The sequence below is a fragment of the Mesorhizobium sp. B2-8-9 genome (assembly GCF_006439475.1).
Lineage (GTDB): Bacteria > Pseudomonadota > Alphaproteobacteria > Rhizobiales > Rhizobiaceae > Mesorhizobium.
The window spans coordinates 1-18,978 of record NZ_VFTQ01000043.1; the positions used below are offsets into that span (position 1 = coordinate 1).

The window sequence follows — 18,978 nt, forward strand, 5'->3', positions numbered from 1 at the left end:
ACTCCACAACCCCTTCGGGCCAAAAGTGTTACCCATGTCTCCGGTATAAACCGTAACCTATGTGTCCGGAACGGACCAAGAGGGAATGGTGCCCAGAGGCGGATTCGAACCACCGACACGCGGATTTTCAGTCCGCTGCTCTACCAACTGAGCTATCTGGGCCTGTGCCGGCTAACGGGATGCGCCCGCCGGGTTTCACGAAGGCGCCAGGCGGCGCCCCTTGAAAGCGCGTGGGTTATAGCACGGGAATCTTGCCTGTCCAGCGCCTAGGTGTTGATTTCGTCAGGAAAGAAAAATCGCTGGAAAACAACCGGTCGCCGGCTGCGCTTACGGCTCGTCCTTGGGCGTCGGGCTGTCGTCTTCTTCCTCTTCGCCGTCGCGGCCGGGAATGACATAGGCGCCCTTCAGCCAGCGGTTGAGGTCGATGTCCTTGCAGCGCGCCGAGCAGAACGGATAATGCTCGCGCACCGACGGTTTGCCGCATTCGGGGCAGGGCCGTTTCGGCCTCAGCGGCGTTACCTTGTCGCCCGAGCTCATGTGTGGACTATGCTCATGGGCGCGCGGCGTGCCAGTGCTGGTGCGCCTTGAAGCCTTCGCCGGAAAGCAGCGCCACGCTCTCGTAGAGCGGCAGGCCGACCACGTTGGTGTAGGAGCCGACCAGCTTGACGACGAAGGAGCCGGCCAGGCCCTGCACGGCGTAGCCGCCGGCCTTGCCCCGCCACTCGCCCGACGCGACATAGGCGTCGATCTCCTCGCGCGGCAGCCGCTTGAAGCGCACCCTTGTCTCAACCAGCCGCTGGCGCAGCTTGCCGCCGGGCGTGATCAGGCAGATGCCGGAATAGACCCGGTGCGAGCGGCCGGAAAGCAGGCCGAGGCAATTGACGGCGTCGTCGATCGTCTCGGCCTTGGGCAGGATGCGCCGTCCGACCGCCACCACCGTGTCGGCGGCGAGGATGAAGGCTGGCGCATAGTCCTCCTCGCTCTTCAGCGAGGCCAGCGCCTTCTCGGCCTTGTCCTTGCAAAGGCGCTTGGCTAGCGAGCGCGGATGCTCGGCGCGCAGCGGCGTCTCGTCAACATCGGCGGGCAGCACCCGGTCGGGCTCGATGCCGGCCTGCTGCAAGAGTTCGATGCGGCGCGGCGAACCAGAGGCAAGCACCAGCTTCTGCAGAATGCTCATGGGGGCATGATGCCGAAAAGTGTGAAGCGGTTTTCGGACGACATCATGCTCCACTCCCTGATTTGGAGCCGGATGATTTCGGGTCGAACAGACCTGAAATCATCCGGCTCTGGGTCCGCGCTAGATGATTACTTGAAGCGATAGGTGATGCGGCCCTTGGTCAGGTCGTAGGGCGTCATCTCGACCAGGACCTTGTCGCCGGTCAGCACGCGAATGCGGTTCTTGCGCATGCGGCCGGCCGTGTGGGCGATGATTTCGTGTTCGTTTTCGAGCTTCACCCGGAACATCGCATTGGGCAGCAGTTCGGTGACCACACCTGGAAACTCGAGGACTTCTTCCTTCGGCATTCGATACCTTTGCTTGGATGGCGGTTCCGGCGCCTAGAGCATGATGCCGAAAAGTGTCAAGCGGTTTTCGGGCAACATCGTGCTCTAGTTCTTTGATCCGGAGTCGGATGATTTCCGGCCGAACCGACCGGAAATCATCCGACTCCGGCCGGAATTTGCGGCGGAACCTATATGATAATCGCCCGCTTGTGAACATGCTTAATCGGCCGCGTTTTTTGCCTCGGGAAGCAGAAAACGTCGGCTTATGCGCGCTTTCAGCCGCTCGCGCACATCGCGATAGGCGGCCATGATGTGCTCTCGCGTGCCGCCTGTGTCGGTGGGGTCGGGCATCGGCCAGTATTCGACCTCGACGGCCAGCGAGCGCGTCAGCTCGAGCGCCGCATGATGCGCCTCCGGCGCCAGCGTCACGATCAGGTCGAAATAATCGTCCTCCATATCCGCCAGCGTCCTGGGTTGGCGCTCGCCAAGCGACAGGCCTTCTTCGGCGAGCACCGCATCGACGAACGGGTCGCGCTCGCCGGCGCGCACACCGGCCGAAGCGACGAAGGTGGTGGCGGGAAGCATGCGGCGCGCCATTTGTTCCGCGATCGGCGAGCGCACGGCGTTCATGCCGCATAAAAACAGGATCGAATGGGGCAGGGCGACCAGGATCTAGCCTCGCCAGTGCAGCACGCAGACCAGCGTGAACAGCCGGCGCGCCGTGTCGAAGTCGATCTCGATCTTGCCGGCTAGCCGGTCCATCAAGGTCTGCGAGCCTTCATTGTGCAGGCCGCGCCGGCCCATGTCGATCGCCTCGATATGGCTCGGCGTCGAGGACCGGATGGCTTCGTAGTAGCTTTCGCAGATCAGGTAGTAGTCCTTGACGATGCGCCTCAGCGGCGTCAGCGACAGAATGTGGGTGACCACCTCGGCGCCGTTCTCGCGGCTGACGCCGAAAACCAGGCGGGACTCGGCCAGTGAAAGCTTAAGCTTGTAAGGACCCGCGCCGTCATCATTGACCGGCCGAAAACGGTTCTCCTCGATGAGGTCGAAGATCGCCACGGCCCGCTCGTGCTCGACGTCGGGCGTCGAACGTCCGATCGATTCGTCGAGCTCGACGTCGATCAGCCTGTCGCGGGTCTGGTCGCGGCCGGACATCGTTACATGTTCAACCTGATCGCGACGGAGCGGGCATGGGCATCGAGCCCTTCGGCCTTGGCGAGCGCGATCGCGGCGGGCGCCAGCGCCTTGAGCTGCTCCGGGCCGAGCTTCAGGATCGAGCTGCGCTTGACGAAATCGAGCACGGACAGACCCGACGAGAAACGCGCCGACCGCGCCGTCGGCAAGACGTGGTTGGAGCCGCCGACATAATCGCCGATGACTTCCGGCGTATGGCGGCCGATAAACACGGCGCCCGCGTTGCGCATCCTGGAAAGGAATACCTCGGCGTCGTCGAAGGCGAGCTCGACATGCTCGGCCGCGATCCTGTCGACCAGCGGCAGCGAGGCGTCGAGCGTCGGCACCAGGATCACCGCGCCGAAATCGCGCCAGCTGGCCCCGGCCGTCTCGCCGCGCGGCAGCACCTTGAGCTGGCGCTCGACCGCCTGCACGACCGCCTTGCCGAATTCCGGTTCGTCGGTGATCAGGATCGACTGCGCCGAAACATCATGCTCGGCTTGCGCCAAAAGGTCGGCCGCGATCCAGTCCGGGTCGTTGTCGGCATCGGCCACCACCAGCACTTCCGACGGCCCGGCGATCATGTCGATGCCGACCGTGCCGAACACCTGCCGCTTGGCCGCCGCGACATAGGCGTTGCCCGGACCGACGATCTTGGCGACCGGCCTGATCGTCTCGGTCCCATAGGCAAGCGCTGCAACGGCCTGCGCGCCGCCGACGCGGTAGATCTCCGAAACGCCGGCAAGGTCGGCTGCCACCAGCACCAGCGGATTGATGACGCCGCCCGAGGCCGGCACGACAATGACGATGCGCTCGACGCCGGCGACCCTGGCCGGCACCGCGTTCATCAGCACCGAGCTTGGATAGCTCGCCGTGCCGCCCGGCACGTAAAGGCCGACGGCTTCGATCGCCGTCCAGCGCGAGCCGAGCTCGACGCCCGCGGCATCCGTATAGCGATCGTCCCTCGGCTTCTGTCGCTCGTGATGCGAGCGGATGCGGTCGCGCGCGAATTTGAGCGCCTCGACGGTCGCCGGATCGGCCGCTTCATAGGCCTTGGCGATGTCGTCCTTCGATACCGCGATGCCGAGCGTGTTGAGATCGGCTTTGTCGAACTTCAGCGTGTAATCGACGAGCGCCTTGTCGCCTTCGGCGCGCACGCGGGCGATGATGTCGCGCACCACGGCCTCGACATCGGCCGACACCTCGCGCTTGGTGGTGAGGAAGGCCGAAAAACGCTGTTCGAAATCGGCGTCCTGCTGTCGGAGCGTTATCGCCATCGCGCTTCAGCCTCTGTGCAGGGGGCGCGAGGTGGCTTCCCAGGAGCCGCCGATGTCGGCAAGCCTGGCCTCGATACATTCGACGTCGAGCATAATGGTGCCGCCGCCCGAAAAGATCAGCTCGACGATGCCGGCCGGCTTGCTGATGGCGATGAAGCTGACCGCCAGCAGCGACAGCACCTCGGCCGGCTTATCGCGCGCAATGCCGTTGGTCTTGGCGCCGAGCACGCGATCGAAATGCAAGACGCTCTGGCGCCGTTCATTGTGCTGGCGGAACAAGCCGGATTTCGCTTCCCAGACGAAGCGGTTCATGGTCAGCACGAAGCGCTTGGCCGCCGGCAGATATTCGAGGTCGGAGACCTTCATCACGGCGTCCTGGACATGCGCCGAGACGATGCTCAGATCCTGGTCGTCGAGCGCGATGAGCTTGAGAGCTGCCATGCGGAATGCGCACCCTGAACGTTGACAATTCAACGTTCTGTTATGCGGTCTTTCCGCTCGGCGCAACCGCTGGGAAAGAATGCTGCGAAGCGTCAGCCCGAAATGCGCTCGATCACCGCGCCGCAACCGGAGAGCTTCTCTTCCAGCCGCTCGAAGCCGCGGTCGAGGTGATAGACGCGGTTGACCGTGGTTTCGCCTTCGGCGGCCAGGCCGGCGATCACCAGCGACACCGAGGCGCGCAGGTCGGTCGCCATGACGGGCGCGCCCTTCAGCCTTGCGACGCCGTCGACGATCGCCGTCTGGCCGGAAAGGGTGATGTGGGCGCCCAGCCGTGCCAGCTCCTGCACATGCATGAAGCGGTTCTCGAAGATCGTTTCGGTGATGCGCGACTTGCCCTTGGCCATGGTCATCAAGCCCATGAACTGCGCCTGCAGGTCGGTCGGGAAGGCAGGGAAGGGGGCGGTGGTCACGTCGACCGGCGCAATGCCTAAGCCGTTGCGCTTGACGCGGATGCCCTCATTGGTCGGCGTGATCTCGGCCCCGGTCTCGACAAGCACGTCAAGCGCGGTCTGCAACAGGTCTGGACGAGCGCCGGCGAGCATCACGTCGCCGCCGGTCATGGCGACGGCCATGGCATAGGTGCCGGTCTCGATGCGGTCGGGGATGACGCGCACGCGCGCCCCCGACAGCGCCTCGACGCCGTGGATGGTGATGGTCGAGGTGCCGGCGCCATGGATCTTGGCGCCCATGGCGATCAGGCATTCGGCGAGATTGACGATTTCCGGCTCGCAGGCGGCGTTCTCCAGCACCGTCTCGCCCTTGGCGAGCGAGGCCGCCATCATCAGCACATGGGTGGCGCCGACCGAGACCTTCGGGAAGACGTAGCGATTGCCGATGAGGCGGCCATTCCGGGTCTTGGCGATGACATAGCCATTGTCGACATCGAGTTCCGCGCCAAGAACCTGCAGGCCCTCGAGAAACAGGTCGACCGGGCGCGTGCCGATGGCGCAGCCGCCGGGCAGCGACACCTTGGCTTCGCCCATACGGGCAAGCAACGGCCCGATCACCCAGAAGGAAGCGCGCATCTTCGACACCAGCTCGTAAGGCGCGGTGGTGTCGACGATGTTGCGGGCCGAAAAATTGATCGTGCGCGAATAGCCTTCCTGCTGCTTTTCGCGCCGGCCGTTGACGGAATAATCGACGCCGTGATTGCCGAGGATGCGGATCAATTGCTCAACATCGGCCAGATGCGGCACGTTTTCCAGCGTCAGCGTGTCGTCGGTGAGCAGTGAGGCGATCATCAGCGGCAATGCCGCGTTCTTGGCGCCCGAGATCGGAATGGTGCCGGCAAGCTCATTGCCGCCGACAATTCTGATGCGATCCATGAGAAAACGTCCCCTCGGCCCGAACAGGCCGCTTCAATCGGTTTGAGTGTGCCCGGCTTAGACTATTGGCCGGCTTGGTTCAAGAAATAGGATTTTCCTAAAACCGGACCGACTGTGGCCGGCCAGTATGGCTGATTTGGTCAGTCCTTGTGCATTTTTCCTGCAGCCGGCAACTCTTCCGGCCGATCGTTGGGATCGGCAGCGCGCTGTTCGTCAGCGTCGCCGGCGCGTTGCTTGTGAACGTCGCCAGTGCGCTGCTTGTCACGGTCGCGGGCGCGCTGCTTGTTAGCGTCGCCAACCCGTCGCGAACGTGCCTGCATCTTGCGCTTCTGCAAATTGGCGCGCAGCGCCTCGGCCAGCCGGTCCTTGCGCTCGCCGCCGCCTTTTTTCGGTGGATTTGCCTTGTCGTCCATCGTCCATTCCTGACCGGCGGTCAGCCGGCCGCGATTCCGCATGGCTAGCATTTTCGGGCGGCCATGTCATGAAAGCGGGCCGAAAGTCGGGTTCATCCTGTGGATCAGCCGCCCATGCCGCCCCAAACCGCATAATTGCCGGCGGGAATCACATGCGACGCTTTGGGTTTTTCTTGGCCTTGCGCTTACCGGTTCGATATGGCAGAAGCGCCGCCATCGCAGGCTGCGGTAGCTCAGTGGTAGAGCACTCCCTTGGTAAGGGAGAGGTCGAGAGTTCAATCCTCTCTCGCAGCACCAGCCTATCCCGTTGAATTTGCTGAAGCTCTTGAGCGCCAAAGGTCTGCGTCCGTCTTTCGCGCCGATTTCAAGACATGGCTATCGTCAAAGTCCGCGAGCACGGGGTAAGCGATGGCCTCACCCGTCGGGATGTTCATCTAGGGGACGCCGAAAGGTTTCGCTCCGCGATATGATCGAGCGAGAAAATGCCGGCGCCGCGCGTCAGCACCAGGAGCAGCAACGAGGCCCATAACAGGTGCTCGGCCCAGTTCTCCGGATAGACGAAGGTCTGGATGACGGAGACGACGCCGAGCAGCATCAGGGCCGCCAGGCGCGAGAACAGTCCAAAAAAGATCAACACCGAGCCTGTGATTTCGGCCGTTGTCGCCAATGGCGCCGCTATCGAGGGATCGATGAACGGCAGGTTGTATTCGTTTGCGAACAACTGCAGCGTCACTGGCCACGAGGCGAGCTTGCTCTGGGCCGATTGCCAGAAGACATGTGCCACCGCCACGCGCGCAGCGAGTTGGACCAGCGAAAATGGAATATGTTCGGGCAGCTTGATGGCGCGCCTGTAGAGGCCGACAAGGCCGGCCGGCATGGATGAGGAATGTTCTGATGCTGCGCTCATGACTGTCTCCATGTGTTTGAGAGGAAATTCGCGGCGACGCGCACATTGGTGACGAGACCGTCGCCGAACAGACGCATAAGGGCGGAAACCAGATCGAAGGCAGGGTCGAGGGCCAACGCACGGCCGGTGGCATGCTCAAGGCCGAGACCATGCTTCAGCGAATGCCAGAAGGCGAGGCTCGCACGGTCGAGCAGAGCAAGTCGCACGTTATCCCCTGACCGCCACAACGCCACGCGTTCGGGGCGCCTTGTCCAGGCGCTGTTCTGGTCGACGGGTCCTTCCTGCTGATGCGCAGTCCATACCGAAAGGATCGACCAGTGCGAAATGATCAGCCGCAGCGAAGGCTGCAACACGATATCTGGCGATGGGCCGAGCTCGGTGTTGTCGTATTCGGCGAGGCTGCGGGGCTGCGACGAAGGTGCATCGAGCGCCTCGGCTATGGCCCATTCGAGCCGTGCCGTTTCGGCAACGATCGGCATGTCGGACAGCGTGTCGGTTGATTTGAGGAAGCGCGGGAAGCCGGCGCCATAGCGCGCCAGCCGCGATTCTGTTGGCGGATGGCGTCGAATGAACTCGCTTGCTGCGTAGCGGAAGAAACGTTCGTCGACCAGGCGAACAGTGACCGGAAAGACCGCCATCAGCACCGCTGTCAGCGAGCTGCGGGTGTTGTTCTGGTAGATGCGCAGGCGGCCTAGCGGATCGGCGCTGCCCGCGGTCAGCAATCTCGCGGCGATTGTTGGATCCGTGGACAGCACCGAGCGCGCCATCGTGGTCTGCAGGTGCTCAAGCGGCAGCATAGTATTCCTCCTCGAGCGGAGGCAGCGCCACGGAGATGGATGGTCTCGCGGTCCTGGCAGCCGCGAACGCCGCAAGGACGGGCATGCTGGTCGTCGTTTCGCCTTCGATCGGGAGGCGGATCGGCGTCGCGCGAGCTTCTGTCATTTGCTCGCGCCGCGCCGCCTGCTTGCGGCTGAACATGATCGATGCGGTCAGCATGTCGGCCCACATCGCTTCGCCCAGCAGCACGTCGAGAACGGGAACGTCGGTGTCCCACTCGATCAATGTCGGGCGCGGCCCAAGCCGATCCACGGCATGCTGGTAGAGCGCCCAGACGACCGGCGGCACGCGCGAGCCATGATCGTCGATCAGCACTGTGTCGGTTCCGACATGGTTGGTCGCATGGCCGGCGAGATGGATCTCGCCGATAGCTTCCTCAGGGAGCGCGTCGATGAAGGCCTTGGCGTCATATTGCAGGTTGTGCGCGGAGACCTGGACATTGTTGACGTCGAGCAGCAGGCCGCAGCCGGTTCGCGCCACGAGCGCCGCCAGGAACTCGGCCTCGTTCATCGAGGCGTCCGCGAAAGCCAGATAGGCCGACAGGTTCTCGATCAGCACACGTCGCTTCAGCGTGTCCTGAACCGTCTCGACGTTGCGGGCAACGATCGCCAGCGCCTCTTCGTCATAGCGCAACGGCAGGAGATCGTTGAGATAGGCCCCGTCGGCGACGCTCCAGGCGAGGTGCTCGGAAACCAAATCGGGCTCAAAGCGCTCGCAGACCTTGCGCAGCCTTTCGAGATGGTCGCGATCCAGGCCTTGCGCGCTGCCCAGCGACAGACCGACGCCATGCACGGACAGCGGATAGGTCTGGCGCAGTCTTTCCAGCGCCTGGACGCCCGCGCCGTCGCCCATGTAGTTCTCGGCGTGGACCTCGAGCCAGCCTGCGGACGGGCGCCGCGTCAGCATCTCTGCGATGTGGGGCGAGCGAAGACCGATGCCCGCCGATGCGGGGATTGCGAGTGGCGAAAACATATTGGACATCGGTCTCCTCCTTCTGGTCTGATTGCTCGAGGTGGAAAGTCGGCTAGGCCTTGGGCTTGTCGCTGCCCCCGGAAATCTTCGCGCAACTGCCGGCCGGCACGTAGAGCCAGGAGTCAGGCTGGTTGTCGGCGGTGGAAGTGCCAGCGCATGAATGCGTCGCAGTCTGGCAGTCGTTCTGGCCTGCCTTGACGACGCCATAGCACTTCTCGAAGGCGAAGCCGGGCTTGGCGGCGGGACCGCTATATGCCGCCGTGGCGGCGAGTGAGGTGGCGGCCGCGAGGGCCGAGCCGATAAGGGTCTTGGTGTTGATCACAGGCTTGTCTCCTGGTTGGCGTTTCGACGGAAAGACCGGCCCCGAGGCCCGTCTGCAGATCAGTTTCCACGATCGTCATGCCGAGCTGAAATGCTGTCTCGGCATGGAATTGATAAGCGGGCCACGATGTGCCGAGGGCGGCGCGAAAAGGCCCTCCGGCCGGGAACCGGAGGGCCTGGCGCCTGCATTCGGGAGTATGCGAGCAGGCGCGGCTAGGCGGGAGGAAAGCGCCTAGATGTATTGGGTTCTGCAGTCGTTGGCCGGGCGCTCGTTGGTGCTGGAAAGATCAGCGGCAAGCCAGTCTTCGGCACATTGCCGTCCCCTGTCGCGAATGTCAGTCAGCTCGCCCCAATCGATCCAGGGCCTCACAAGCAGCGGAGCTCCAGCTCGATAGTGGCTGTCGAAGATGCTGTGAACCGGGGCGCATCCGGTCACGCATTGGGCGGCGCCGGGGCTGCGATCCGGACAGCGCGCCATGAATATCGACGGCTTGCCGCTGACCACCACACGATGGCAGGCTCCGATTGACGCCGCAGGCGGCAGTTGCGAGATGTCGCCGTCGCCCCAATAGACATCGCCATCGATCTCAATGGCCGGCGAAAGGAACGGAACAGCCGCAGCCGCCACGATCGCGTTTATCGACAATTGTTCGTCCGAGAATATCTTCACCGCATCTGTGCGGGCGTTGACGGCCACGACGCGCAGCTTCACCGGGCAGTCTTCGTCGCGGATAGGCTGAAGGTCGATCGACTGTTCCAGCATCGATCTAAGCAGGCTCGTTCTGTCGATGGCGAACATCGAGGCATGGCTGACGCGCCGCCAGAAATTGGCGAGCGCCGTCCGCGCGCCGCGCCTTCCGCCGACGCTCAGCCCATAAGCAAAGACCGCCGCCTGCATCGCTGCAAAGCCCGACGCGGTAACGCCGCTCACGCTGCAGTTCGGCTCGTCCAGCAGCCGATCGAGCACACCCCAGACGAAAGCGGCATGCGCGTCATTTGCCAGCACGATGTCGATCGTCCGGCCCTCGACATTAGGATCCGTCACTGACGTGACAAGATCCGTCGCTGACGTGATCGATTGGACTGTGCTCACTGCGGACTGGGCAAGCATGGCCTGGTCTCCATCCCAAGGTCGCCAGCAAGGGCGATTGGAGAGAGACTGCCGCATCTTCTTGTTCAGCCGAAATGCCAAGGTGGCATGAAGTCCATAGGCAGATTGCATTGGCTGCTGGCCCCGCGCGCGACAATCTTCATCCCGATCAGGCTGGCGCCGTTGCCGGAGCCGCGCCTGGAAGGGAGATGAATGATGAGAAGACAACTTGCCTGTGTGGCTGTGCTTGCCGTTTGTCTTGGCGTGAGCCCGGCGTCCGCCGACCCGTTCAGCGACCTCGCTGCATTCCCGACCTTCTACGCAGACGCCACGATGAAGACGATGAAACCGATGGCCGGGTTCAGGAAGGCCTGGTTTGCTCTGTCAAAGCATGACCGGGTCAAGATGACGAAGGCGTGCAACGACCCGGCGATGCGCAAACCCCACGCACAATACTGCGCCAACGTGCTTGTTTTGGGCGGAGCCAATTAGCGGCGCACGCCCGGAATGCAGAACCGGCATAAACGCCATTCGCAGATGGCATTGGCGAATTGAGCGCCGGATGAAGCAAGGTCCACCTCGGCAAGCGGGAACAATAGAGTTCCAAAATGCTGCCGGTCATCAACGCAGTCGTCAAAGGGGCGATTGCACAACTCCGGAGAAGGATCCCACCATGAATATCAAAGCCATCTGCATCGGCGCATTTGCACTTTCCATGCTCGGCAGCGCTGCGTTCGCCGGCGCGCTCGACGAGCCGTCCAACATGCAGCCCTTCTTCACCGACGCCAGCATGAAGACGATGAAGCCCAAGGCTGAATTCAAGGCCGCCTGGGACGCGATGTCGAAGGACAAGCAGGGCGCGATGATGAAGGAGTGCCAGGATGCGGCGATGAGCAAGCCGCACGCCGAATTCTGCGCCAACCTCCAGGCGCTCGGCGGCGCCAACTGAGCGCTCGACAACCGTTTCGGGCAACATCGGACGGCGGCATGATGGCGAGCAGCTTGCTCGCCATCATGCTTTTGAGAAGCGAGAGCATTCGCCGGAAGCTCATCATGACCGATTGCTATCGACTTTATACCCCCCGTGCATTGGCGTGATGGAATGCATTGCGGCAGGGTTCGAGCCTGCAGATGCAGTTGAGGGACGACCCGCATGGACATACATCACATCCGCTATTTCCTGGCCGTCTGCGAAACCCGGAATTTCACGCGCGCAGGCGAGAAGTGCAACGTTACCCAGCCGGCGCTCTCGCGCGCCATCCAGCAGCTCGAGGATGAGGTCGGCGGACTGTTGTTTCGCCGCGAGCGGAATCTGACGCACCTCACCGATTTGGGCGCTTTGCTCCGCCCCAGATTTCAGCAGATCCTCGATGAGGTGACCGGCGTTCGCCAGGAGGCGTCGAGATTCCTTTGCCTGGAGAATGCAAATCTCAAGGTTGGCGTGATGTGCACGATCGGTCCGCGGCGGTTTACCGGGCTGCTGACGGACTTCAACCGGCGCCAGCAGGGCATCCAGCTGCAGCTTGTCGAGGGGGTGCCGGCGTCCCTGTCGCAGCTGCTGGAAGCGGGTGAGATCGATGTCGCCATCATGGCGTCGAGCAACAGTTTTCCGGAAAGGTTCGATGTTACGCCCCTCTATCGCGAGCGGTTCGTGCTCGCGTTTCCCAATGGGCACCGGCTGGCCCGAAACGACAATGTCGCCATCTCGGAGCTCGACGGCGAGAACTATCTCAGACGCCTGAACTGCGAGTATCGCGACTATCTTGCGGGCCTTTGCAATGAACGTGGCGTCAAGCTCAGGATCTCCTACGCCAGCGAGCGCGAAGACTGGATTCAAAACATGGTCTCCGGCGGGCTGGGCATCTGCTTCATCCCGGAGTTCAGCGCCGTCATCCCGGGATTGCAGGTCAGGCCCGTCATAGATCCGGAGGTTTGGCGAGAGGTATCGCTTGTCGTCGTGGCCGGGCGCCGGTTCTCGCCGGCCACATCAACCTTCGTCAACAGCGTCAAGGCGCATAGCTGGCCGGAAAGCGGCATCGATCTGGTTAGGAAAACGGCTGCATAGCAAGTCGAAGAAAAGAACCGACGCCATGGTCTGTCGTGGCGCGGATTGCTGCGCCCGTATGATGATCGACGATAGTTTTCAGGTATCGATTTAAGAGCCAGTCAGCATTTCTCTTTCGGGAAGGCTCCGGTCACTCTCCTCGTCATGCCCCGCCTCCCGCGATTGGGCACCGACAAAGGAGAAATACGAGATGGCTACCAAGAAACTCAACCTTGCGTTCGCGCTGGGCATGCTGTCCGCGACCGCTGCACTTTCCGCGGCCCCGGCTTTCGCCGGCGACTGCCCTGCCGGCCAGGCCGCCACCACCGATATCCAGGAACATCCAAGCAAACCGGTCGGCGTGACCGACACGGTGCTTTCCGCAATCGATCTGAGCAGCAAGGGCGAGGCCTGGAAAGGCAACATGCTGCGCCTTCGCAAGCTCGTCGTTCAGCCCGGCGGCGTCGTGCCGTGGCATGAGCACAATGTCCGCCCTGCCAACATTATCGTCCTCGAAGGCTCGATCACTGAATACGCCAGCACCTGCAAGGTCGGCATCGAGCATCCGGCCGGCGACGCGACCGCCGAGTTCGGCCAGCTCGCCCACTGGTGGAAGAACAACGGCAAGGTTCCGGCCGTCCTCTATTCCGCCGACGTCCTGCCGTCGGCGATGCATGAAGACCACATGATGTAAGCCGCTCGCCGCGGTGAAGATATCCCGGCATCAGAAACCAAAAACCCGTCCTCGGGTGATTGCCTGAGGACGTGGCAACGGAGCCTGTCATGACGACCAGTGAGCATTCCGAACCGACGCGGCTTCGCATGGCGGCCGCGGATAGCTGGCGCTTCGGCCTGATCGCGCTGATTGCGTTCCTGACGCTCGTCGATCTGTTCGCCACCCAAGCCATCCTGCCTTCGCTGGTGGTGAAATTCGGCGTCAGTCGCGCCACCATGGGCTTTGCCGTCAACGCCAGCACCTTCGGCATGGCAGTGGCCGGGATTGCCGTCGCTCTCTTTGGGCGAGGCATCGACCGCCGCAACGGCATCTGGATCAGCCTGGCCATCCTGGCGATCCCGACGACGCTGCTGTCGCAGACGGACAATATTGTGGTCTTCGCACTGCTGCGAGTGGTGCAAGGCCTTTGCATGTCGACTGCGTTCACGCTCACCATGGCCTACCTGGCAGAGCATTTTTCGGCGCGGCAGACGACGAGCGCGCTTGCGGCCTATGTGACGGGGAATGTTGCCAGCAACTTTTTCGGCCGGTTGATGTCGGCGGCCGTCGCCGACACGTTCGGCATCTCCACCAACTTTCTGACCTTCGCCGCGCTTAATCTGCTCGGCGCCGCCCTTGTCTGGTTCACGTGGCAAAAGACCTCGGCAATGATGCCCGCCGACGCCGAGGGTCAGCCCGCCCGCGCCGCCTGGAAAGCCCCGTTGCGGAACGCCGAGCTGCGTGCCTGCTTTGCGATCGGCTTTTTGATCCTGTTCGTCTTTATCGGCACGTTCACCTATGTGAATTTTCAGCTTGTCGCGGTGCCGCTTTCGCTGACCCCCATGGCGCTTGGCGCAGTCTATTTCGTCTTCTTGCCATCGATGCTGACCACTCCGCTCGCCGGGCGCGTGGCCTCAGGCCTTGGCCCGAGAATGGGGGTGGGCGCGACGCTTGGGCCGGCGATCATCGGTTTGCTTCTGCTGCTCGCACCCAGCCTTCCGGTCGTCCTCGCCGGGATGGCGCTGGTCGCCGTCGGCACCTTCCTGGCTCAAGCGATAGCCACGGGACATGTCAGCCGGACCGCGTCGCGCGATCGCGCCGCCGCGAGCGGCATCTATCTCGCGTCCTACTACGCGGGCGGGCTCGCCGGCAGCTTCCTCATCGGACAGATCTACGACCGCGTCGACTGGACCGCATGCGTGATCGTGCTGGTCGCGGTTCTCGCCAGTGCGATCGCGATCGCGCGCGTGCTGCAAACGCCGAAGGCCTGAGACCTGAAATCGAAACTTAGTTGTCCAACCAAGGAGACCGACATGATCAACCATCTCAAAGCTCTGTTTGCAGGCGCAGCCATGCTGATGTCTGCTGCCCTCCCGGCTGCGGCTTCGGACGGCGTCGTCACCGTCAAGAGCGACTATTCCGTCGCTGAAACCGTCGCCCGCATCAAGAAGGACGTGCTCAAGAAAGGCATCAAGTTCTTCGGCGTCATCGACCAGGCACAGCTTGGCAAGAATGCGGGCAACGATGTCAGGCCGTCGCGGCTGGTCATGTTCGGCAATCCGGCGCTCGGCACCACCTTCATCACCTCCAATCCCGAAGCCGGGCTCGACTGGCCTGTGAGAGTGCTGGTCTACCAGAGCGCCGACGGCTCGGTTTACGCCGCCTACAGCGATTTCGACTGGATCGCCAGGCGGCACGGCATCACCGACCGCACCGCGCAGTTCAAGATGGCAACGGAAGTCATCCAGTCGGTGACCTCAACCGTCAAGAAGAACTGAATGCGGAAAAGCATTGCCCGGACACGCAAGGCATGCTGCCTTGCCCGGCGACCCTATTCGGCGGCGGACAACGCTTTAGCCCGCTCGCCAAACCATTTCTTCTGCGTGGCCTCTCGCACCAATGCGCCCACCGCGGGCGAATGCCTGCGGCCGCGCACCGTGACGAGATTGACCTCCCGCCAGAATTCCGGCTCCGTGATCGGCAGAGGCACCACGCCAGGATGCTTGGCGGTATGCTCGGGCATGAAGCCGAAGCCGGCCCGGCGGCGATCATCGCCAATGTCCAGTCGTCACGATCGCTCCAGTATACCGGGCTGGGTGAGTGAAACGGCGCTCGCGGTGGAAAAGCGGCCCGCCGAATTCATCTTCCAGGAGTTTGATGGCGCGCGACAGCGCCGGCTGCGTGACATTGCACTGCTCGGCCGCCCGCGTGAAATTCAGTTCCTTGGCGACGGCCAAGAAGTATTTGACCTGGCTGATCTCCACTGCACGCTCCCTCACTGGACGTGCATACGGCACGGCCCGGGTGCCATGCAATCTTACTAGCTGCCCTGACGTCAAACAACCCGAACGGTCGATCGACCTCCACAGCCGACGATCTGACCGTCAGCTATCGAATCCATGTCTCAACGGCATTTCCGCAGCTTGCGGCGGTTCACCATACTCATCGTCAGATCCAGAGCCGGCCCGCACCCCGTCGCTCGTAGCGCAATCGGAAGGACAAGACGATGCTCAAAGGCAAGACAGCGCTCATCACCGGTTCGACCAGCGGCATCGGGCAAGGCATTGCCGAAGCCTTCGCGGCCGAGGGCTGCAACATCGTTCTGAACGGCTTTGGCGACGCCGCCGAGATCGAACGCCTGCGGGCCAAGCTTGCGGCCGATCATCAGGCCGTCATTCGATACGACAATGCCGACATGAGCAAGGGCGACGCCATCACGGCGATGATGGACAAGGCCATCGCCGAGTTCGGCGCCGTCGACATACTGGTCAACAACGCCGGCATTCAGCATGTCGCGCCGATCGACGACTTCCCGATCGAGAAATGGGAAGCGGTGGTGGCGATCGATCTCATGTCTTCGTTCTATACGATCCGGCGCGCCTTGCAGGCGATGAAGGCGCGCAAATGGGGCCGCATCATCAACGTGGCCTCGGCGCACGCGCTCGTCGCATCGCCCTATAAATCCGCCTATGTCGCTGCCAAGCACGGTGTCGCCGGCCTGACCAAGGCCGTCGCGTTGGAGGTTGCCGAACAGGGCATCACGGTCAACGCCGTTTGCCCCGGCTACGTGCTCACGCCGCTGGTCGAAAAGCAGATACCGGATACCGCCAAGGCGCGCGGCATCACCGAGCAGCAGGTGATCAAGGATGTTCTGCTGGCAGCGCAGCCGACCAAGCAATTCGTCACGGTCGAGCAGGTTGCCGCGCTCTGCCTGTTCCTGGCGTCGGACGACGCGGCCTCGATCACCGGTGCCGTCATGCCGATCGAAGGCGGTTGGACTGCTCACTAGACCCGCACGAGGAGCGAAGGCGATGAACAAGATCACGCAAAACCTGTCCGCTCCGGAAGCAGGACCGGCGCTTGGCCATCAGGGCGAAGTCAAGCGTCAGACCGTTCTTGTCCTTCAAGGCGGCGGCGCGCTCGGCGCCTACCAGGCCGGCGTCTACCAGGCGCTGGTCGAGGGCGGCATCGAACCGGACTGGGTCATCGGCACGTCCATCGGCGCCATCAACGCCGCGCTGATTGCTGGAAACGAGCCCGGCGTGCGTCTGGCCAGGCTCCAGGAATTCTGGGACGGCGTCAGCCGCAGCAGTCCGTTCGACGAGTTTTTCCGGATGATGGTTCCAAGCAACATCTTTGCCAATATGGGCACGGTGATGCGCGGCATCCCGGGGTTCTTCGAGCCGAACCCAAGCGCCATGTTCGGAGTCAACCGCGAGGTTGGTGTCGAGAACGCATCCTATTACACCACGGATCCGCTCAAGAGGACGCTCAGCAATCTGATCGACTTCGACTATCTCAACGGGCGCCACACGCGGCTGACGGTCGGCGCGGTCAACGTCAACACCAGCGAGCTCAAATATTTCGACACGCGCGAGATGATCCTGTCGGCGGCGCATGTCATGGCGTCGGGCGCCTTGCCGCCGGCGTTTCCAGCAGTCTGCATCGACGGCGAGCCCTATTGGGACGGCGGCATCTATTCGAACACGCCCATCGAGGTCGTGCTGGACGAGCGCCCTCGGCGCGACGCGCTGATCTTTGCCGTCAACATGTGGCAGCCCCGCGCCAACGAGCCGAAATCGATCTGGCAGGTCATGGGGCGACAGAAGGACCTTCAATATGCCAGCCGCGGCCGGAGCCACGTTGCACGGCAGGAGCAACTGCATCGGTTGCGGCATGTCGTGCGCGAACTGGGAAGGCTCGTGCCGGAGGAGCGTCGCGAGGATCCGATGTTCAAGGAGCTCGCCTCCTATGGCTGCCCGTCGGTCATGCATCTCGTTCGCCTGCTTTCGCCGCGACTGGACGGCGAGGACCACACCAAGGACATCGACTTCACCCGCTCGGGCATACGCACGCGCTGGCAGGCAGGATACGAGCATGGGCAGCGCGTCCTCGCTGACAAGCCCTGGGAATGCGAGGTCGACATGCTGCAAGGCATTGTGATCCACGAATCCCAAGAGTGACGTGCCGCGCCGAGCAAGATACGGAGACCACCGATGCAGATTGTCACCCCCGGCATGCGGTTGATCCCGGAAGCCGTGCTCGCCAACAATGCTGCGCTGTTCCGCACGATCCCGGAGACTCCCTCGCACGCGGACAAGTCATTGCACCGCGTGATCATTGTAGGCGGTGGCGCGGGCGGCCTGGAACTGGCGACGCGCCTCGGCCGCAAGTTCGGCAACCGGCGGCTTTCCGTCACGCTTGTCGACCGAAACCGCACCCATATCTGGAAGCCGCTGTTGCATGAGGTGGCATCCGGCGCCTTGAGCGCATCACACGATGCGGTCGAATACATCGCCCATGCCAGCCGCCACGGCTACCGATACCGCATTGGCGAGGTCGTCGGCATCGATCGTGCCAAACGCCAGGTTTTCGTTGCGCCCAGCTTCGACGATGACGGTCGCCAGGTCATCCCGCCGCGCGTTCTGGGCTACGACACGCTGGTCATGGCCGTCGGCAGCGTGACCAATGACTTCGGCACGCCGGGCGCCGCGCGCCATGCCCTTTCGCTCGATACCGCGGAACAGGCGGCCCGCTTCAACAAGCGCATGATCGATGCCTGCCTGCGCGCCAATGCGCAGTATGAGCAGCTTTCACCCGGTCAGCTCCATTGCGTCATCGTCGGCGCCGGCGCCACCGGCGTCGAGCTGGCAGCGGAACTTCACAAGTCGATGCGCGAGATAGCGTCGCATAATCTCGACAACATCGATTTCGAAAGGCTGATCCGCATCACCATCGTCGAAGCCGGACCGAGAATCCTGCCTGCGCTGCCTGAGCAGATGGCGCGCGCCACGGCACGCTTGCTGATCAAGTTGGGCGTGCAGATACGCTGCGGGATCAAGGTCACTGAAGTGACCGAAGACGGTATACGGCTCGGCGACAAGCTCTTTGTGCCTGCCGAACTGGTCGTCTGGGCGGCCGGTATCAAGGCGCCGGATTTCCTGAAGGGTCTCGAAGGTCTCGAAACCGATCGCATCAACCGCCTGATCGTCGATGAAACCTTGCGCACGGTCGCAGACGAGAATGTGTTCGCGATTGGCGACTGCGCGAACTGCGTTCTCCCGGGCGAAGAAAACGCCTTGCCGCCGCGCGCCCAGACAGCCCATCAGCAGGCAGGCCACATGGCCAAGGTGATTGCGGCACGTCTCGCGGGGCGGGCCCCGCCGGCGTATCGCTACCGCGACTATGGTTCCCTCGTCTCACTCGCCGACTACGGTGCGTTCGGCAGCCTGATCGGGGGACTGAAGATCGAAGGTCTCGTTGCAAGGCTCGTCTATCGCTCGCTGCACAAGATGCATCTCAAGGCGGTGCACGGCCTGGCGCAGACCACGCTGGCTTCGATCGGCGAGATGATCGTCAAGCGCGCCAGACCGCGCATCAAGCTTCATTAGAGCGGC

General features: G+C 63.0%; 25 protein-coding genes and 2 tRNA genes. 10 read left to right on the top strand and 17 right to left on the bottom strand.

Annotated elements, in window-relative coordinates; translation table 11 throughout:
* Positions 1–86 precede the first annotated feature (86 nt).
* The 10 genes from FJ423_RS30870 to FJ423_RS30920 all read right to left on the bottom strand — a co-directional run bounded on the left by FJ423_RS30870 (position 87) and on the right by FJ423_RS30920 (position 6,195).
* A tRNA-Phe gene (locus FJ423_RS30870) sits at positions 87–162 on the bottom strand.
* 165 nt (positions 163–327) lie between these two features.
* Positions 328–537, bottom strand: coding sequence for a DNA gyrase inhibitor YacG (gene yacG / locus FJ423_RS30875; protein ID WP_140847161.1), 210 nt, complete (start codon positions 535–537; stop codon positions 328–330).
* A 13-nt stretch (positions 538–550) separates the two neighbouring features.
* Complete coding sequence (locus tag FJ423_RS30880; RefSeq protein WP_140847164.1) at positions 551–1,177, bottom strand: Maf-like protein; 627 nt, start codon at positions 1,175–1,177, stop codon at positions 551–553.
* A 128-nt stretch (positions 1,178–1,305) separates the two neighbouring features.
* Entirely contained in the window at positions 1,306–1,524 is a 219-nt protein-coding gene (infA, locus tag FJ423_RS30885; protein WP_006200926.1) for a translation initiation factor IF-1, read from the bottom strand.
* A 198-nt stretch (positions 1,525–1,722) separates the two neighbouring features.
* Entirely contained in the window at positions 1,723–2,133 is a 411-nt protein-coding gene (locus FJ423_RS30895) for a low molecular weight phosphatase family protein (RefSeq protein ID WP_095765707.1), read from the bottom strand.
* A 42-nt stretch (positions 2,134–2,175) separates the two neighbouring features.
* Positions 2,176–2,661 carry a UPF0262 family protein gene (locus FJ423_RS30900; protein WP_095765706.1) on the bottom strand — a complete coding sequence of 162 codons (486 nt, stop codon included), beginning with the start codon at positions 2,659–2,661 and terminating at the stop codon, positions 2,176–2,178.
* A gap of 2 nt (positions 2,662–2,663) precedes the next feature.
* Positions 2,664–3,956: a histidinol dehydrogenase gene (gene hisD, locus FJ423_RS30905; RefSeq protein ID WP_140847169.1), complete on the bottom strand. Its 1,293-nt coding sequence runs from the start codon at positions 3,954–3,956 to the stop codon at positions 2,664–2,666.
* A gap of 6 nt (positions 3,957–3,962) precedes the next feature.
* Positions 3,963–4,397 (bottom strand): DUF2948 family protein, encoded by a 435-nt coding sequence (locus FJ423_RS30910; protein ID WP_095765704.1) that lies wholly within the window; start codon positions 4,395–4,397, stop codon positions 3,963–3,965.
* 92 nt (positions 4,398–4,489) lie between these two features.
* Entirely contained in the window at positions 4,490–5,782 is a 1,293-nt protein-coding gene (murA, locus tag FJ423_RS30915) for a UDP-N-acetylglucosamine 1-carboxyvinyltransferase (RefSeq protein WP_140847171.1), read from the bottom strand.
* Between the two features lie 140 nt (positions 5,783–5,922).
* Entirely contained in the window at positions 5,923–6,195 is a 273-nt protein-coding gene (locus tag FJ423_RS30920; protein ID WP_140847173.1) for a hypothetical protein, read from the bottom strand.
* Positions 6,196–6,417: 222 nt separating this feature from the next.
* Here FJ423_RS30920 and FJ423_RS30925 point away from each other — a divergent pair.
* A tRNA-Thr gene (locus tag FJ423_RS30925) sits at positions 6,418–6,492 on the top strand.
* A 133-nt stretch (positions 6,493–6,625) separates the two neighbouring features.
* Here FJ423_RS30925 and FJ423_RS30930 read toward each other — a convergent pair.
* From FJ423_RS30930 to FJ423_RS30950, 5 genes are all read right to left on the bottom strand, one after another.
* Positions 6,626–7,072, bottom strand: a complete 447-nt coding sequence (locus FJ423_RS30930) for a DoxX family protein (RefSeq protein WP_246680366.1) — start codon at positions 7,070–7,072, stop codon at positions 6,626–6,628.
* Positions 7,073–7,098: 26 nt separating this feature from the next.
* On the bottom strand, positions 7,099–7,899 hold the full coding sequence (locus FJ423_RS30935; protein WP_140847178.1) for a DNA-binding domain-containing protein: 801 nt from the start codon (positions 7,897–7,899) through the stop codon (positions 7,099–7,101).
* Complete coding sequence (locus FJ423_RS30940; RefSeq protein ID WP_140847180.1) at positions 7,886–8,920, bottom strand: DUF692 domain-containing protein; 1,035 nt, start codon at positions 8,918–8,920, stop codon at positions 7,886–7,888. Before FJ423_RS30940 ends, FJ423_RS30935 begins: the two co-directional genes overlap by 14 nt.
* 43 nt (positions 8,921–8,963) lie before the next feature.
* Positions 8,964–9,233 carry a DUF2282 domain-containing protein gene (locus tag FJ423_RS30945; protein ID WP_140700495.1) on the bottom strand — a complete coding sequence of 90 codons (270 nt, stop codon included), beginning with the start codon at positions 9,231–9,233 and terminating at the stop codon, positions 8,964–8,966.
* A 231-nt stretch (positions 9,234–9,464) separates the two neighbouring features.
* Positions 9,465–10,343, bottom strand: coding sequence for a hypothetical protein (locus FJ423_RS30950; protein WP_140847182.1), 879 nt, complete (start codon positions 10,341–10,343; stop codon positions 9,465–9,467).
* 195 nt (positions 10,344–10,538) lie between these two features.
* On the opposite strand from FJ423_RS30950, the gene FJ423_RS30955 reads away from it, so the two are divergent.
* The 6 genes from FJ423_RS30955 to FJ423_RS30980 all read left to right on the top strand — a co-directional run bounded on the left by FJ423_RS30955 (position 10,539) and on the right by FJ423_RS30980 (position 14,859).
* Complete coding sequence (locus FJ423_RS30955; RefSeq protein ID WP_140847185.1) at positions 10,539–10,814, top strand: hypothetical protein; 276 nt, start codon at positions 10,539–10,541, stop codon at positions 10,812–10,814.
* Between the two features lie 181 nt (positions 10,815–10,995).
* On the top strand, positions 10,996–11,271 hold the full coding sequence (locus FJ423_RS30960; RefSeq protein WP_140847187.1) for a hypothetical protein: 276 nt from the start codon (positions 10,996–10,998) through the stop codon (positions 11,269–11,271).
* Between the two features lie 204 nt (positions 11,272–11,475).
* Positions 11,476–12,387, top strand: coding sequence for a LysR family transcriptional regulator (locus FJ423_RS30965; protein WP_140847189.1), 912 nt, complete (start codon positions 11,476–11,478; stop codon positions 12,385–12,387).
* Between the two features lie 190 nt (positions 12,388–12,577).
* The gene (locus FJ423_RS30970) at positions 12,578–13,060 is read left to right on the top strand and encodes a cupin (RefSeq protein ID WP_140847192.1); all 483 of its coding nucleotides are present in this window, start codon (positions 12,578–12,580) and stop codon (positions 13,058–13,060) included.
* A 128-nt stretch (positions 13,061–13,188) separates the two neighbouring features.
* On the top strand, positions 13,189–14,352 hold the full coding sequence (locus FJ423_RS30975) for an MFS transporter (RefSeq protein WP_246680360.1): 1,164 nt from the start codon (positions 13,189–13,191) through the stop codon (positions 14,350–14,352).
* 81 nt (positions 14,353–14,433) lie between these two features.
* A complete protein-coding gene (locus tag FJ423_RS30980) occupies positions 14,434–14,859 on the top strand; it encodes a DUF302 domain-containing protein (protein ID WP_224611522.1) in 426 nt (141 codons plus the stop codon).
* A 53-nt stretch (positions 14,860–14,912) separates the two neighbouring features.
* Here FJ423_RS30980 and FJ423_RS34435 read toward each other — a convergent pair whose 3' ends face one another.
* Positions 14,913–15,104: a hypothetical protein gene (locus tag FJ423_RS34435; protein WP_246680361.1), complete on the bottom strand. Its 192-nt coding sequence runs from the start codon at positions 15,102–15,104 to the stop codon at positions 14,913–14,915.
* Positions 15,105–15,129: 25 nt separating this feature from the next.
* Positions 15,130–15,345 carry a LysR family transcriptional regulator gene (locus tag FJ423_RS34440; RefSeq protein WP_224611474.1) on the bottom strand — a complete coding sequence of 72 codons (216 nt, stop codon included), beginning with the start codon at positions 15,343–15,345 and terminating at the stop codon, positions 15,130–15,132.
* Between the two features lie 242 nt (positions 15,346–15,587).
* Here FJ423_RS34440 and FJ423_RS30990 point away from each other — a divergent pair, with 242 nt between their 5' ends.
* The 3 genes from FJ423_RS30990 to FJ423_RS31000 are packed head-to-tail and all read left to right on the top strand — an operon-like array spanning position 15,588 to position 18,972.
* Positions 15,588–16,370: a 3-hydroxybutyrate dehydrogenase gene (locus FJ423_RS30990; protein WP_140847200.1), complete on the top strand. Its 783-nt coding sequence runs from the start codon at positions 15,588–15,590 to the stop codon at positions 16,368–16,370.
* 22 nt (positions 16,371–16,392) lie between these two features.
* A complete protein-coding gene (locus FJ423_RS30995; RefSeq protein ID WP_140847203.1) occupies positions 16,393–17,544 on the top strand; it encodes a patatin-like phospholipase family protein in 1,152 nt (383 codons plus the stop codon).
* Between the two features lie 33 nt (positions 17,545–17,577).
* Complete coding sequence (locus FJ423_RS31000; protein ID WP_246680362.1) at positions 17,578–18,972, top strand: NAD(P)/FAD-dependent oxidoreductase; 1,395 nt, start codon at positions 17,578–17,580, stop codon at positions 18,970–18,972.
* The last annotated feature ends 6 nt before the right edge of the window (positions 18,973–18,978 follow it).